The following is a 15,294-nucleotide window of genomic DNA, read 5'->3' on the forward strand; positions in this document are numbered from 1 at the left end:
AACCCACTTCCCAAACAAGCCAGTAAACTTAGACCTCGCCTGAAACCTCACGGCGGCGGCGATCCAGTTCTTCACTATAGCGACGCAATGTATGTGCTTCACTCAAAAGCCCCAGCACTTTGCGGTCCTGTGCATTGTTGATGACTGCGAGTGCTTCAGCTTCCGCACGGTCAAAACGCGCAACAGCTTCTTTGGCATTCATCTGTGGAAGCAGGAACTCATCCTGATAGCGCAACAATTCGGAGATACTGCGTGTCTCATCCGTTGTGTCGAAACTCTCGGAATAGGCAGCAGGAACGGGAATCATGCCGACATATCGGCCGTCGCTATCGACGGCGATTACGCGCTGTGTTGAACCAAGCGGAAAGTCGTGGCGGAATGTTTCGATATCTGTGTCGATCTGCACCGTACGCACGTCATGACGCATCATCCGGGTGACAGTCAGGTTACGTATCCAGCCAATATCGTGTGCGGAACGTATAGCTTCACCGCGCAAGTGGAAACGCCAGGTTGCGAAGGAATAGCCGAAGGTTTTGCGAACCATCAGAGATGAAGACACGACGGCACCAAGCACAAGCATCGCAATCGGGAAATCGCCAGTTAGTTCAAGAGCCAGAAAGGTCATCGTCAATGGGCCGCCAACGATGGCGACGGCCATCGAACTCATGCCGATCACAGCGTAGACCTCTGGTTCAAGCGTGAGTGGTAAGACATAGCCGGTCACGGCTGCAAAGAGCTTTCCAGTAAGCGCGCCAAGAAACAGGGACGCAAAGAACAAGCCGCCGCGAAATCCTGAACCGATTGAGATGGCTGAAGCCAGTGACTTGCTGAAAATTAGCAGCAGCAAAACCGGAATGGTTAGATTGGCATTCAGGTCGAGATGCAGGGCGCCATGGCCGGAAGCCAGAACTTGTGGCGAGACGAAAGCGATCATGCCAACAATTGCGCCACCAATGGCTGGAGCGAGAACTGTCGGGACCACGCTTTTGCGTGCGACACGCTCAACGTTTGTCACGCCACGCATGATGAGAATGGCAATGCCAGCAGCAAGAAAGCCGAGAACCAGTGCAGGCACATAGTCGCGTGCCGCAATGCTATCCAAAGGTCCGATGTGAATGACAAAAGGCGGACCACCGATGGCTTGTGTGACCAACATGCCGACGATGGCTGCGACCACCACAGGTGCAAGAGTGGCAATCGAGTAAACGCCGATAATGAGTTCAAACGCGTAGAAAGCGCCGGTCAGCGGTGCGTTAAAGGCGCTTGCAATCGCGGCTGCTGCACCACATCCAACTAAAGTACGCAAATCGGCGCGACGCAATTTCAGTGCACGTCCGATACGCGATGCGAAACCACTGGCGAGCTGCGTATAAGCTGCTTCAAGCCCGACGGACGCACCAAACCCGTTGGAAATAAGGTTCTGCCCGACGAGGATAAAACTGTCCGTCAGCGAAAGATGGCCGCCGTGCAAAGCATTGGCTTCAATGGGGTCAACGATGGGACGTTTACGCCAGCGCGCCAGTACCCATATGACAATGCCCATGAGGATGCCGCCGGCGAGTGGAGCAATGTAAGCGCTGGAACTCAGTTCCGAGGCGGAGCTGAGCCGCTCCCCTTCCGCAAGACCGAACAGAGCTTGGTGCATCCACTGAGAAATGCCGCCAATTGCTGCAACAGCAAGCGCGGAAATCACGCCGATAACCACGCCCGCGATAGCGAGACCAATTTCACTGCCGCGCACAAGCGCGCGCATACGGAAGGGTACGAAAAGAACCCGCAAATACCGGTTGTGGCGCAGCTCGTTGATATTCATGTCAGACACATAGAACAGGTACGCTTATCAGTCTCGGGTTGCGGTCCAAAATATGAAACGGTTTTCGGACAAGCAGCACGTTGAAGCAAATCACTTGAAGGCAATTATAGGCGCAAAACGAATAACCAAGCCTTATTGATTGCGTCATATTGCATTTCTGCACTGCAATTTGTTGACGGCTTTAATATGGCTGGAAGAAAACTGTTTAAGCCATATCGCTCGCAAAAGTGCCGGAAACGCGGGCATTTACCGCTCAATTAAGAAAAGGTTTACGATTTCAATCACTTGGCGTTAACCGCATATTTACCCTACTCAGTAACCATAAGGACAAGTTTTTAGCGTTCACAGGTAATCGAGTATCCCATGTCCCTAGTACGTCTTGCACATGAGTTGCCTATTGAGGCCCCACGTACCGCTTGGCTCGACTCTATCATCAAGGGTGATTGCGTTGCCGCTCTGGAACGCCTTCCTGATCACTCGGTGGACGTCATTTTCGCCGATCCTCCATACAATCTTCAGCTTGGTGGCGATCTCCATCGCCCTGATCAGTCGATGGTCAGCGCCGTTGATGATCATTGGGACCAGTTTGAAAGCTTTCAGGCCTATGATGCTTTCACTCGCGCATGGCTTTTGGCCTGCCGCCGCGTTCTGAAGCCAAATGGCACTATCTGGGTCATCGGTTCTTACCACAACATCTTCCGCGTCGGCACGCAGTTGCAGGATATTGGTTTCTGGCTGCTCAACGATATCGTCTGGCGCAAGACCAATCCGATGCCGAACTTCCGCGGTCGTCGTTTCCAGAACGCGCATGAAACGCTGATCTGGGCTTCGAGAGATGCAAAGGGCAAAGGTTACACCTTCAATTACGACGCCATGAAGGCTGCCAATGACGACGTACAGATGCGCTCTGATTGGCTGTTCCCAATCTGCACGGGCTCAGAACGCCTGAAAGATGAAAACGGCGACAAAGTTCATCCGACGCAAAAGCCGGAAGCACTGCTTGCCCGTATCATGATGGCCTCGAGCAAGCCGGGCGACGTTATTCTTGATCCGTTCTTCGGTTCCGGCACCACGGGTGCTGTTGCAAAGCGCCTCGGTCGCCACTTCGTTGGTATCGAACGGGAGCAGACCTATATCGATGCGGCAACCGCTCGCATTGATGCGGTCGAACCGCTGGGCAAGGCCGAACTGACGGTTATGACCGGCAAGCGTGCAGAGCCGCGGGTGGCCTTCACCTCGATCATGGAAGCAGGTCTCCTACGTCCGGGCACGGTTCTTTCTGATGCACGCCGTCGTCATGCCGCCATCGTTCGTGCTGATGGCACACTGGCTGCGAATGGTGAAGCGGGTTCGATCCATCGCATTGGGGCCAAGGTACAGGGATTTGATGCCTGCAATGGTTGGACATTCTGGCACTATGAAGAGGCAGGTATGCTGAAGCCTATCGATGATCTGCGCAAGGTGATCCGCGATCAGATGGCTGTCGCAGGCGCTTAATCTTGATCCATTTGTTTTTGCGCACATCTTGTTCCGAAAACCGCATCGCACTTTTCGGAATGCGCTCTAACACTCTATATTTGCAGCATATTTAAGGAATTATGCTGTAGAGCTTACTATCGGACGACCTCCAACAAAGTCTGATGAAAAGACCCCCGAAGTGTTTCGCTTCGGGGGTCTTTTTCTGTTTAGGTATTTTTTGGATCAGAATGAGAGACCGAGGCTTCTCAGATCGTCTGCCAATTTAGGTGCGCCGGTGAAATGCACAGCCTGCCAACCGGCTGCTTTGGCGCCTTCCACATTGGCCGGACTGTCATCAATAAAAAGCGTTGCAGCAGGATCAAGATCGAAGCTTGCAACGTGATGCTCGTAAATTTCGCGGTCTGGTTTCAACATACGGATATCGCCTGAGACCGTGACGCCGCGGCTCTCCGTCAGAAACGGAAACCGTCCTTGCGCTTCACGTAATGTGTCGGAAGCGAAGTTCGTGAGCATGGTTACGTCATTGCCCTCAGCAATAAGTCCGCGCAGGATTGCAACACTGTCGTCATAGGAATGGGGTACCATCAGATTCCAGTTTTGGCGAAATGCGCGAATGTGACTGCTCTTTTTTGGGTGCGCTTCAATCAGCAGCGCTTCCGCATCCTGCCAGCTGCGGCCACGATCCTGCTCGATATTCCAAGCGCCTGTGCAGATATTCTCCAGAAACCAGCGGCGCTCTGCCTCGTCAGGGATCACATCGAGATAGGCAAGCTCTGGGTCATAATGCAACAGCACTTTTCCAATATCGAAAACGACGTGTTTGACTTGATTGGTCAACGGTTTTTCCTCCCCCGTTTGAATGCGTCTGGAATAGCGGCAGTAATTGCCTTTTTCATGACAGTCGGCAGCGCTTCGCCTTCAAGTTCGGAAGGCGAAGACCACCAGCCTTCTGTAATATCGTGCTTGGTGATGTTGGCGGCTGAATAGACGGAAAGGCGCAATTCGAAATGTGTGAAGACATGCGTGATGCTGCCTGAGGCGACCCAGTCGCCAGCAAAAGGAGCGGCATCTACCGTTGCGTCGCCATCAATACGTGCCGTCCAGTGACTGCCCGGCACTTCTGTCATGCCAGCAAGCAGACCTTCACCTTTGCGTTTGCGCAACAAAACGGAACCATCATCGGCGATTGCAACGAAAGCAGCGCCCGTTCGGATTGGCTTCGACGCTTTAGGGGCTTTGACGGGAAATTCTTCCGGGTCGCGCTTTGTAAGAGCTTCGCAGCCGTCATTGACAGGACAGATCGCGCAAGCTGGGCGACGCGGTGTGCAGATGGTTGCGCCTAAGTCCATGACTGCTTGCGCAAAATCACCAGGCCTGTCTGCAGGTGTCAACTCTCCCATAAGGAGGCGGATTTCTGCTTTAGCTGCAGGAAGAGGAGTGTCGATAGCATAGAGACGTGAAATAACACGCTCGACATTGCCGTCCACTACGGCTGCTGGCTGACCAAACGCAATTGCTGCGATTGCCGCAGACGTATAATCGCCGATGCCCGGTAGTTCTTTTAACTCGGCAGCGGTTGTGGGGAAGCTTCCGGCATACTGAGCTGCAACCAGATCTGCGCATTTTTTGAGATTGCGCGCGCGCGAATAATAGCCAAGTCCTGCCCAGGCTCGCAAAATGTCGTCTTCGCTCGCAGCGGCCATAGCCATGACATCCGGCCAGCGTTCGACAAATTTGGTGAAGTATGATTTGACCGCTTCAACCGTTGTTTGTTGAAGCATAATCTCCGAAAGCCATATCCGGTAAGGGTCAGCCTTGATGCCGCGCGATTGCTCTGATGGTGATACACGCCATGGTAGAATACGATGGTGCCGATCATACCAGTCAAGAATTCGTCCAGTTCTGTGGCTAACGCAGGTATTAAGCATTTTTCCGGTATGATTTAAGTGTCGGGAGAGGTACTCATCTCTGATTAGAGACCTTTGTTTAGAATTGATAGAAATTAATGCGTGGCATCGCCTCACTGAGCTGCCAAGAGAATAGAAAATAAGGAGAGCCCGTGGTTGGTTCTGTCCCGGTTTACGCCATCAATCTTGCTCGCTCTCAGGACAGATGGGACGCCCTGCGCGCAAGCGCTGATGCATTCTCCATTGATATTCGTCGCGTAGACGCAGTCGAGGGTAAACTCCTTGCTCCAGAAGAGCTGACCGATTTGGACGAGAATAGCTTCCGCCGGTGGCATGGAAAAATTCCACTCCCTGCTGAAATCGGATGTTATTTCAGCCATATACGTGCGCTTGAAACAATAATCGCTGAAAACGAGCCTTTTGCAGTCATCGTTGAAGATGACGTGGAATTCACACCGGAGTTTCTTCCGTTTTTAGCCGCAGCCCGTAAGTTGGCAGGCTGGGATATTATAAAACTCGTCAATCATCGCACAAATAGCTACCGCAATTTTCACACTTTAGGTGCGGGATTTACGATTGGTCGGTGTATGCATGGACCTTTGGGCAGCTCTGCTGCCTACATCGTTACACTTGAGGGGGCCAAGCGGCTACTTACGGCGATAAAGCCTATGTATCTTCCATATGATGTTGCATTGGAGCGTGGATGGGCGGGCAGTTATGAAATCTTCACGACGAATAAGCCCATTGTCGCTCTGTCAGAAATACTAATATCTACTATAGCACAAGGTAGACAAGGCTACGCCAAAACGCGTTTACCTGCATACAAACGGCTGACAACGTTGTTGTTTAGAGCAACTGACTATATCAGGCGAATCGCATACGCTCTAAGGCGAAATAGCCTGAAAGAGGTTTAAGTGGCATTTCTAAAAAAATCTTTTCTTCTCCGCCGGCGGGTGGACCATTGGGTTCTAGGCGTTGCATCTGCAGCGATGCCCATCCGATTAGGATTGGGCCCAATCATTCTTTTTGTATTTTCATGCATTGGTATCTATCTCAGTTTTGCTCGACACGCAGCGACCCGTCTATTTGCTAAGAAGTTCTACATATTCATTCTACTTTATGCTGGTTGGTCTTTAGGCCTCATTCTGTTCCGTGGAGAGCCGTTCGCTAACAACCGACAAATTGGCTACACGCTTTTGATCACGGTATTCGCCTTTGCAGGTCCCGGAATGCTGCTGGTTCGGAACCCCCTTCGGGCCTATGTGCTAGGATCGCGTGTCGGTGTCATTATGGCCGTCCTTGCGATTATATACCTTGTATTCGCTGAGGGTGGGCGGATTGGTGTTGGTGGCAACGAGGCAGTCTTTGCCTTTGTCGCAGGCGTGGCAGCTATTTCAGCCGCTATTCCAATTGGCAAAACTCATCGCTATCTTCCAAACGGCCCTCATTGGCTGATTTTGGGTTTGGTTTCTGTTCTGGCGTCGGAAACGCGGGCAGTTATTGTTGTGCTGCCGGTTTTTGCAGCGATCGAAGTCATCTTCTTCCTCAAACGCTTTAGTATTCGACAACAGGGAGCTGCTTATGCAGCCATGCTGGCCGCTCTCGCGGCTCTTGTCGTTGTAGGACCTGTTGGAGATATCATCTCCAAACGTTTTGCGGGAATGGTTGAATACTACGACAGTGGTGACAGCTCACAATGGGAAGATAAAATTTCGGCAGATATCCGCGAAGTCATGTGGACTAGTGCTGCTAAGGTTATCGAGCGGAATCCGATAGCGGGGGTTGGTGCTTATACGAAAATGGACGTAGTCCGGGCGCAAGCTGGAGAGCAAGCTGCTCTGTTGGAGGGATTTCGCCACGTCCATAATACTGTGCTCGATGAATTGCTGAACGATGGCATCATTGGACTGTTCTTCATGTTTGCGGCGTTCCTGGCGATTTTTGTGCATCTTTGGCGCAACTCCGATAGTTGGGCTATGCGCCGAACCTTGATTTACTTTGCGGTGGTTTGTGGCAGCTATGGCATGTTGCATAATCCATTGCTGCATGAGGTTACGATCTCGTCGGTGATGTTCTTCCTCGCAGCGCTGAATGCTGCAGCATCACGCCGCATTATGGCTTTGCGTCGTGCCGGCCTTACAAACTACATTTGCAGGAAATGACATCCATGAAAGCAATCGTGACGGGCGCCGCTGGTTTCATCGGCTTTCACACCGCAGTGCGCCTTCTGGATGAGGGATGGCAGGTCATAGGTATCGATAATCTTAATGATTATTATCAGGTTGACCTCAAGGAAACGCGTCTTGCCAAGCTGAATGCGCGCGACGGCTTTCGCTTTGCGCAAGCGGATGTTTCCGATGCGGAAGCTTTCAATGCGGCAATTGGTGCTGATCGTGATGTCGATGTCATCGTGCATCTCGCAGCCCAGGCTGGCGTTCGTTATTCCATAGAAAACCCGGCAGCCTATGTGTCGGCCAATGTCATGGGGCAGGTTACAGTTTTTGAAACGGCTCTGAAGCTCGAAAAGCGTCCGCCAGTCGTTTATGCCAGCTCGTCGTCAGTCTATGGCGCTAACGAAAAAATTCCGTTTTCTGAAAGCGATGCTGTTGACCATCCGGTCTCGGTTTATGCCGCTACAAAGCGTTCAGGTGAACTTTTGGCCGTGTCTTATAAGCATGTTCACGGCCAGCATTCGACGGGTTTGCGCTTTTTTACGGTCTATGGTCCGTTCGGACGCCCGGACATGGCGCCATGGCTGTTTACCTCGGCAATCCTCAAGGGCGAGCCGATCCGTGTTTTCAACAATGGTGAAATGCAGCGAGATTTCACATTCGTTGATGACATCGTAAGTGGCGTTTTAGGCGCCATAAAACGCATTATGGAACAGCCTGAACAAACTGCGCCTGTCTATAACCTCGGCAATAACCGCCCGGTCATGCTCAGCGATTTCATCTCAGAAATTGAAAAAGCATGTGGAAAGCAAGCGATCCGCAAACTTGAACCGATGCCAGCTGCCGACGTTCCGCGCACCTATGCTGATATTACACTTGCTGCGCGCGATCTTGGTTTCAGCCCTAAAACCACACTCGATGAAGGTATTCCTTTGTTTGTTGAGTGGTTTCGCGGCTATAATGGAACGCGATGAGCGAACGTAAACCCAAAAGAGGCTTCCGCCCTCTGGCAGATATGGCATCTGGTTTGATGGACCCGATGTTGCAAAAGCGTGCGGGTATCAATCTCTCATTGCTGCAATCCTGGGAAGATATTGTCGGCCCGGCAATAGGTGCTTCATCACGCCCGCTGCGCATTATCTGGCCGCGGCGCCTGCATGAAGACGATCCATTCAGTCCCGCTACGCTGATTATTGCCTGCGAAGGTTTTTCTGCTTTGCAGATCCAGCACGAAACGGGTGAAATTATCAGTCGTGTGAATGGCTTCCTTGGCTTCTCGGCTATAGGTCGCATAAAGATTGAGCAGAAGCCGCCTGCGCTGGATTTCAGGCGTAAGCCAAAGCGAATGGCTCCTCTGGCGCCTTCAGAAGAACGGCGTATCGATAAGGCAACGGACGGTATTGAGGACGATGCTCTGCGCGCCGCTCTTGCCCGCCTTGGAAAAAATATACTCGCTGAGAAACGCGCCACGAAGAAGTGAGCGGCTTGCCTTAAATTTGATCCAAGAGTCGTGCTGAACTTCATTTGATCAAGTGAGGGCTGGTGATTAGTCATCGGCCACCCTAAATTGCTCTTAAACGTCAACATTTAAACAGGACTGGATGATTCGTATGCCTGCAACGCTTAACCGCAGACATGTTATTTCTCTTGCAGGCGCAGCTGCCGCAGGGTTGGCTCTTGCTGGCAATGCAAGCGCTCAGTCCCGCAGCGCGGAAGCCACCATCGATGCCGCCAAAGTCGCAGAACCTGGCAAGCTCAAGGACATGGTCTATGGTAAGGCCGATGCTCCAGTCACGATCGTCGAATATGCATCGCTGACCTGTTCGCATTGCGCTGATTTTGCAATCAACACTTTCCCGACCATCAAGGAAAAATACATCGATACCGGCAAGGCGAAGCTGATTTTCCGCGAGTTCCCGTTCGATCCACGCGCAACCGCTGCTTTCATGCTCGCTCGCTGCGCACCGGAAGATCGTTATTTCCCGATGGTTGAAGTGTTCTTCAAGCAGCAGCAGCAATGGGCTGGCGCCGCTGATGGCGAAGCTGCACTGCTCCAGATCGCAAAACTTGCAGGTTTTACACAGGAGTCATTCAAGGCTTGCTTGACGAACCAGCAAGTTCTCGATGATGTGAGAGCGACGATGGAACGCGGTTCGACGGAATTTGGTGTGAACGCCACGCCAACTTTCTTCATCAATGGACAGAAATACGCTGGAGCCCTTTCGGTTGACGAGATGTCGGCAATCATTGACAAGCTGCTCTAAGCCGCCTTTCGGCAAGAAAAGCGGACGCTTCGTTGCGTCCGCTTTTTGTGTTTATACGCAAGCGCCAGGCGAAAAAGTGGAAGCCGGTTTTTCGCATAACCGGCGCGTTGAAACAGTTTCGGGGAGGGCTCACTGATGCGCTTCTCCAAGCTGCGTCTTGTTGGTTTCAAATCCTTTGTCGAACCGATGGAGTTCGTCATTGAAGGTGGGCTGACGGGCGTTGTCGGACCCAATGGCTGTGGCAAGTCCAATCTCGTTGAAGCTCTGCGCTGGGTGATGGGTGAAAACTCATACAAAAACATGCGCGCTTCCGGCATGGACGATGTGATCTTTTCCGGCTCCGCTACGCGACCCGCGCGTAATACGGCGGAAGTGACGCTTTTCCTCGATAATTCTGACCGCACAGCACCTGCTGCCTATAATGATCAGGACGAGTTGCAGGTTTCGCGCCGTATCGAGCGCGAAGCGGGTTCGGTTTATCGCATCAATGGCAAGGAAGCGCGCGCCAAGGATGTGCAGCTGCTCTTTGCTGATCAATCAACCGGCGCCCGCTCGCCATCCATGGTGGGACAGGGCCGGATTGGTGAACTCATTCAGGCCAAGCCACAGGCGCGTCGCGCGCTTCTGGAAGAAGCCGCAGGCATTTCCGGATTGCATACCCGTCGCCACGAGGCGGAATTGCGCCTTCGTGCAGCTGAAGGCAATCTTGAACGTCTCGAAGATGTCGTTGGCGAGCTTGGCAGCCAGATTGAAAGTCTGAAACGTCAGGCGCGTCAGGCCAATCGCTTTAAAGCACTTTCGGCTGATATTCGTCGGGCCGAAGCAGCTTTGCTTCATTTGCGCTGGTCGCAAGCCAAAACGCAGGAAGGCGAGGCGCAAAGCGCACTGGCACAGGCAACCTCTGTTGTCGGCGATATGGCGCAGGCACAGATGAATGCCGCGCGCGAACAGGGCGTTGGCGCGCATAAATTGCCTGAAATGCGTGAGGCAGAAGCCAAAGCCGCTGCCGCTTTGCAGCGTCTTTCAATCGCTCGCACCCAGCTCGACGAAGAAGACGGTCGTATTCGTGCCCGCCGTGCCGAGCTTATGAAACGGCTCGAACAGTTGACTGCCGACATTGCACGCGAAGAGCAAATGGTGCGCGAGAATGCCGACATTCTGGCACGGCTTGACGAGGAAGAGCAGGAGCTGCTCGCATCCAATGAAGCATCTGGCGAACGGGATGAAGAGTTGCGTGCGATTTTCGAGGAATCGGAAATCCGGTTGCAGGATAGCGAAAACGCGCTTGCTCGCGTGACCGCGGAACGCGCAGAGGCCGCTGCCGAACGAACGCAGATCGAGCGGGCCTTGCAGGAGACGCAAAGCCGTCGTGACCGTCTGGCGAACCAGATGGAAACAATCGAGCGCGATATTGCGGCGGTCACGGAGCAGATCGGTGGACTGTTTGATCCGGCTGAGAAGCGCGTTGCAGTTGAAGCTGCAACTGACGCACTGGCAGCATCCGAAGACGCGGTGACTGCCGCTGAAGAACTCGTGAGTGCTGCGCGTGAGCAGGAGGCGGCAGGCCGCCAGCCGCTCAGCGAAGCGCGCACTGAGCTTAATCGGATCGAGACCGAAGCGCAGACATTGGCGCGCATTCTCAATGCTGGAGAGACAGGACAGTTTCCGCCGGTTGTCGAAGAGTTACAGGTCGAAAAGGGCTATGAAATTGCCTTGGGTGCCGCTCTGGGTGAAGACCTTGATGCAGCGAGCGACACCGATGCTCCGGTCTTTTGGGCCTATAATCCGGCAGCCGAAACCGATCCGGTTCTGCCTGAAGGCAGTGTATCGCTTGATCGTCTGGTGCAAGGCCCTCAGCAATTGCGCCGCAGACTGGCGCAGGTCGGCGTGGTTTCTGACAATGATGGTCCGCGTTTGCAGGCTTCTCTGCGTCCTGGCCAGCGACTGGTCAGCAAGGCTGGTGCTCTGTGGCGCTGGGATGGCTATACTGCAAGTGCCGATGCGCCGACACCAGCTGCTCAGCGGCTTGCGCAAAAGAACCGTCTGGCGGAGCTTGAGCAGGAAGCAATCAGTGCTGACGCCCGCGTAAAGAGTGCCGAACAGGCCGTGCAACGTTTTGAAATGGCTGTTCGCGAAGCGGTTGAACAGGAACGCGTTGCCCGCGATGCCTGGCGTGCCAATCAGCGCAAGCTAGATGATGCGCGTGAGGCTCTGGCTGCTGTTGAACGTGCTGCGGGTCAGCTGGCCACCAAACGTGCTGGTCTCGAAGAAGCCAAATCGCGCCTTGAGGAAAACCTTGAGGAAGCACAGATCCGCGTTGTTGAAGCCGAAGACCGTCTCAACGAAATGCCCGATATGGATTCTATCGGCGAACGTCATTCGGCCATGACTACGGAAGTGCAAGCTGACCGCGTTCAGCTTGCGGAAGCTCGCGCTGCCTATGAAGGTCAGCGTCGCGAAGCCGACAACCGTTCGCGCCGTTTGGCGATGATTGGGCTTGAACGCCGCAACTGGGCGTCTCGTGCAGAAAACGCCGCGCAGCAGATTGCTGCACTAAATGATCGTCGTTCTGAGACTGCCGATGAAGCTGAAGCACTGGCGGAAGCACCGGAAGAGATCGAAAGCCGCCGCCGCGCTCTGCTTAATGAGCTTTCGGGAGCTGATGAGCGTCGCAAGCAGGCTGCCGACATTCTTGCTGAAGCAGAGGCTGCACAGGCAGAGCTCGACAAGGCCGCAACGCTTGCCATCCAGCAGCTTGCGACCAGCCGCGAACAGCGTGCGCGTGCTGAAGAGCGCCTGACAGCTGCCGAGGAACGTCGCAAGGATACGGAAGCGCGTATTGTCGATGCACTTAATTGTGCGCCGCACGAAGCGATCCGCCACACAGGTTTGAAGCCTGAAGACCGTATGCCTGATCCTGATCAGCTCGAGCGCCAGCTTGAACGTTTGCGGATCGAACGCGAGCGTCTTGGTGCAGTCAACTTGCGCGCGGAAGAGGAAAGTCAGGAGCTTTCGGCGCGTCTTGAGGCGATTATCTCCGAGCGCGAAGACGTCATTGAAGCGATCAAGAAACTGCGTCAGGCGATTCAGAGCCTCAACCGCGAGGGCCGTGAACGGTTGCTGGCTGCATTTGATGTTGTGAATGCGCAATTCCAGCGTCTGTTCACGCATCTTTTTGGTGGTGGTACTGCGGAATTGCAGCTCATTGAGAGCGATGATCCACTGGATGCAGGGCTGGAAATTCTGGCACGCCCACCCGGCAAAAAGCCGCAGACCATGACGCTGCTTTCAGGCGGCGAACAGGCACTGACTGCAATGGCGCTGATCTTTGCCGTGTTCCTGACGAATCCGGCACCGATCTGCGTGCTGGACGAAGTGGACGCGCCGCTCGACGACCATAATGTCGAGCGCTATTGCAATCTGATGGACGAAATGGCGGCTTCAACCGAAACGCGTTTCGTAGTCATCACGCATAATCCGATCACCATGGCGCGCATGAACCGCCTGTTTGGCGTGACCATGGGTGAGCAAGGCGTGAGCCAGCTTGTCTCGGTTGATCTTCAAACCGCAGAGCAGCTGCGCGAAGCAAGCTGATTTTAGAGCGCATCCCGAAAAGTGTTACATGGCTCTGCGTCGGATGATGCGCAAAAGCAAATAATCAGATCGACGCGCTCATTTCTGAGTCAGAGTATCACTCTTCATTCCCGCTTTCGTCTTCGTCATCATCATCGGCTTCAATGACTTGCCAAATAAACGCATGAAGACGTTCTTCAATGCTTGCTCTGGATGCACCTGATGCTTCTATTTCACGCTTGATTTTGAAGAACTGATCTTTGTCGGATTGCGACAGATATTTAGCGGCGGTTTCAAGGGATGATAGAGATGTGGACATGGCGGTTGATACTGCTTTGTTTCGCAAGATGCGCTTAGAGCACGTTTCGAGCTGATTGTATCAGATCGGCACCCTAAGCCTTTTTATTTGAAGCATAATCTTATCGATCCTCGTTTCACTCCGATAGGACTTATGCTCTAAAACAGATAGACAGAGCATTTCCAACAGTTACAGCGGTTCCAGTTAAGAATGAATCGTTGGAACCGCTGTAACTGTTTGTTTTTACGCATTATCCGACGCAAAACCGCTTCGCACTTTTGCTGGAAATGCTATAAATCGAAACTGGAAATGCTCTCGCTTCGCGTTTGATCTGATTAGCGAGCCTTATAGGTTACGCTGATCTTTGCGCCTGTCAGCGCGTGTTGTGCAAGTTTGCCCGGCTCCAGATCCTTGAGACCGATTGGCAACGGCTTGTCGAAATGCACATCCATTGTGAAAAAGCCCGTCGGATTTGGCATGTCCTGAACAAAACGAGCCAGCGCTTTTCTGGAAGCCGCATCGATCTCGCTGTCGGGCATGGCTTCAATGGCTTTGCTGGCAATATTGCGTAGACGCGCAATGTCGACTTCCGGGTCGCTTTCGCCGGTCTCAGATGGCAGTGCAGCGAAATTGACGAGTGTCGGCAAAGCGACACTTTCCAACAGGCCCTGATTATCGAGGCGCAAACGCAGATGCGAAAGTGTGGCGGTCGGATTAACGGTCAGAGAAGCAACCGATGAATCGATCGGCAGGTTGATTTCCGCAGAAATTGAAGCTTTGCCCAGCTTTGTGCTGCTGATTTCTGCGTTCTGAATGTGCAGATAACCACTCTCCGGATTGAAGCGATAGGAGGCCGTAAAATCCATCGGCCATTGCTGAATTGAGGTGATGTAATCCGAGATTTTGCTGCCGCTTTGCATCGTGAAGCGCACACCATCGACCGCAATGCGTCCCCATTGCGGTGCAGTTTTGCTCAAATCAGGCGCTTCGGACAGATAGTCCTGCAAACGATCCACTTCGATGATGGCTCTGTCTACTGTCCAGCCCATAATGCTCGTGGCTTGATACAAACCGTTCAAAACAACGCAGCCATCGGGGATGTCTCTGACTGCATAATCCTTACCGGGCTTGAGAACGCTCATACCTTTGAGAAACTCTTCGCATCGGCTGAGCGGTGCGCTGTCGGGCGCAGGCGCTGTTGTCTGAGCGGATGCTGACGAAGCGGCGAGAGAAAGCAGAACGGCTGGGAGAATGAAGCGCATGTCACCAATTCTATGTTGAACTAAATAAGACATGGCGCATCATTTCCATGTGGTCGCTGCTGTCAACTAGCAACTATGATGTTGTTACTTCTCGCTCCAGACAGCAAGCTCATTGCCGGCAGGGTCGGTGAAGTGAAAACGACGGCCGCCGGGAAATGCAAAAATCGGCTTCACAACCGTTCCACCAGCTTCTGTCACAGCCTTCAAGGTTTCTTCGAGCTGCGCGGAATAAAGCACAGGCAACGGCTTGCGCGTCGCTTCCGGATCGGCATCAAAACCGCCATCCAGACCTTCCGCGAAGGCGGAATAGGTCGGCCCATAATCGACGAACGACCAACCAAAAGCCCGCGCATAGAAACTCTTCGCAGCGTCCAGTGATCCATTGCCCGCTGGCATTTCAAGATAATCAAGCTTGCCGGTGATACGCATAATCAACTCCAAATGTTCTATATTTGTTCTTATTTTTGATCTAATCCGTGATCAGAGTCAATCGGTGGATCGGCTTTATTGTCGTCTAATCGATTCTA

General features: G+C 53.1%; 13 protein-coding genes. 7 read left to right on the forward strand and 6 right to left on the reverse strand.

What is annotated here, in order from left to right:
* Window positions 1-28: 28 nt before the first annotated feature.
* The gene (locus KMS41_02530) at window positions 29-1,813 is read right to left on the reverse strand and encodes a chloride channel protein (GenBank protein ID QWK78144.1); all 1,785 of its coding nucleotides are present in this window, start codon (window positions 1,811-1,813) and stop codon (window positions 29-31) included.
* Between the two features lie 363 nt (window positions 1,814-2,176).
* Here KMS41_02530 and KMS41_02535 point away from each other — a divergent pair, with 363 nt between their 5' ends.
* Window positions 2,177-3,310 (forward strand): site-specific DNA-methyltransferase, encoded by a 1,134-nt coding sequence (locus KMS41_02535; protein QWK78145.1) that lies wholly within the window; start codon window positions 2,177-2,179, stop codon window positions 3,308-3,310.
* A gap of 204 nt (window positions 3,311-3,514) precedes the next feature.
* Here KMS41_02535 and KMS41_02540 read toward each other — a convergent pair whose 3' ends face one another.
* Together KMS41_02540 and mutY are read right to left on the reverse strand one after the other, a co-directional pair.
* Window positions 3,515-4,129: an HAD family phosphatase gene (locus KMS41_02540; GenBank protein QWK78146.1), complete on the reverse strand. Its 615-nt coding sequence runs from the start codon at window positions 4,127-4,129 to the stop codon at window positions 3,515-3,517.
* Complete coding sequence (mutY, locus tag KMS41_02545; GenBank protein ID QWK78147.1) at window positions 4,126-5,220, reverse strand: A/G-specific adenine glycosylase; 1,095 nt, start codon at window positions 5,218-5,220, stop codon at window positions 4,126-4,128. The genes KMS41_02540 and mutY overlap by 4 nt, the downstream gene beginning before the upstream one ends.
* A 131-nt stretch (window positions 5,221-5,351) precedes the next feature.
* Here mutY and KMS41_02550 point away from each other — a divergent pair, with 131 nt between their 5' ends.
* The 6 genes from KMS41_02550 (at window position 5,352) to smc (ending at window position 13,228) form a co-directional block, all read left to right on the forward strand.
* Entirely contained in the window at window positions 5,352-6,113 is a 762-nt protein-coding gene (locus tag KMS41_02550; GenBank protein QWK78148.1) for a glycosyltransferase family 25 protein, read from the forward strand.
* Window positions 6,114-7,361, forward strand: a complete 1,248-nt coding sequence (locus KMS41_02555; GenBank protein ID QWK78149.1) for an O-antigen ligase family protein — start codon at window positions 6,114-6,116, stop codon at window positions 7,359-7,361.
* 5 nt (window positions 7,362-7,366) lie between these two features.
* Window positions 7,367-8,344 (forward strand): SDR family NAD(P)-dependent oxidoreductase, encoded by a 978-nt coding sequence (locus KMS41_02560; GenBank protein ID QWK78150.1) that lies wholly within the window; start codon window positions 7,367-7,369, stop codon window positions 8,342-8,344.
* Window positions 8,341-8,850 (forward strand): DUF721 domain-containing protein, encoded by a 510-nt coding sequence (locus KMS41_02565; GenBank protein ID QWK78151.1) that lies wholly within the window; start codon window positions 8,341-8,343, stop codon window positions 8,848-8,850. The genes KMS41_02560 and KMS41_02565 overlap by 4 nt, the downstream gene beginning before the upstream one ends.
* A 130-nt stretch (window positions 8,851-8,980) precedes the next feature.
* Window positions 8,981-9,634 (forward strand): DsbA family protein, encoded by a 654-nt coding sequence (locus KMS41_02570; GenBank protein QWK78152.1) that lies wholly within the window; start codon window positions 8,981-8,983, stop codon window positions 9,632-9,634.
* 135 nt (window positions 9,635-9,769) lie between these two features.
* The gene (smc, locus tag KMS41_02575; protein QWK78153.1) at window positions 9,770-13,228 is read left to right on the forward strand and encodes a chromosome segregation protein SMC; all 3,459 of its coding nucleotides are present in this window, start codon (window positions 9,770-9,772) and stop codon (window positions 13,226-13,228) included.
* 97 nt (window positions 13,229-13,325) lie between these two features.
* Here the strand turns inward: smc and KMS41_02580 are convergent, their stop codons facing one another.
* The 3 genes from KMS41_02580 to KMS41_02590 all read right to left on the reverse strand — a co-directional run bounded on the left by KMS41_02580 (window position 13,326) and on the right by KMS41_02590 (window position 15,196).
* Window positions 13,326-13,526, reverse strand: a complete 201-nt coding sequence (locus tag KMS41_02580) for a hypothetical protein (protein ID QWK78746.1) — start codon at window positions 13,524-13,526, stop codon at window positions 13,326-13,328.
* A gap of 314 nt (window positions 13,527-13,840) precedes the next feature.
* Entirely contained in the window at window positions 13,841-14,767 is a 927-nt protein-coding gene (locus tag KMS41_02585; protein QWK78747.1) for a hypothetical protein, read from the reverse strand.
* Between the two features lie 84 nt (window positions 14,768-14,851).
* Window positions 14,852-15,196 (reverse strand): VOC family protein, encoded by a 345-nt coding sequence (locus KMS41_02590; protein QWK78154.1) that lies wholly within the window; start codon window positions 15,194-15,196, stop codon window positions 14,852-14,854.
* Window positions 15,197-15,294: the final 98 nt, after the last annotated feature.

Source organism: Ochrobactrum sp. BTU1 (assembly GCA_018798825.1).
Taxonomy (GTDB): domain Bacteria; phylum Pseudomonadota; class Alphaproteobacteria; order Rhizobiales; family Rhizobiaceae; genus Brucella.

Excerpts from the sequence above, each read along its gene's own strand:
- KMS41_02585 (QWK78747.1), bottom strand. The coding sequence starts at position 14,767 with ATGCGCTTCATTCTCCCAGCCGTTCTGCTTTCTCTCGCCGCTTCGTCA.
- KMS41_02565 (QWK78151.1), top strand. The coding sequence starts at position 8,341 with ATGAGCGAACGTAAACCCAAAAGAGGCTTCCGCCCTCTGGCAGATATG.
- KMS41_02580 (QWK78746.1), bottom strand. The coding sequence starts at position 13,526 with ATGTCCACATCTCTATCATCCCTTGAAACCGCCGCTAAATATCTGTCG.
- KMS41_02570 (QWK78152.1), top strand. The coding sequence starts at position 8,981 with ATGCCTGCAACGCTTAACCGCAGACATGTTATTTCTCTTGCAGGCGCA.
- mutY (QWK78147.1), bottom strand. The coding sequence starts at position 5,220 with ATGCTTAATACCTGCGTTAGCCACAGAACTGGACGAATTCTTGACTGG.
- KMS41_02590 (QWK78154.1), bottom strand. The coding sequence starts at position 15,196 with ATGCGTATCACCGGCAAGCTTGATTATCTTGAAATGCCAGCGGGCAAT.
- KMS41_02560 (QWK78150.1), top strand. The coding sequence starts at position 7,367 with ATGAAAGCAATCGTGACGGGCGCCGCTGGTTTCATCGGCTTTCACACC.
- smc (QWK78153.1), top strand. The coding sequence starts at position 9,770 with ATGCGCTTCTCCAAGCTGCGTCTTGTTGGTTTCAAATCCTTTGTCGAA.
- KMS41_02530 (QWK78144.1), bottom strand. The coding sequence starts at position 1,813 with ATGAATATCAACGAGCTGCGCCACAACCGGTATTTGCGGGTTCTTTTC.
- KMS41_02535 (QWK78145.1), top strand. The coding sequence starts at position 2,177 with ATGTCCCTAGTACGTCTTGCACATGAGTTGCCTATTGAGGCCCCACGT.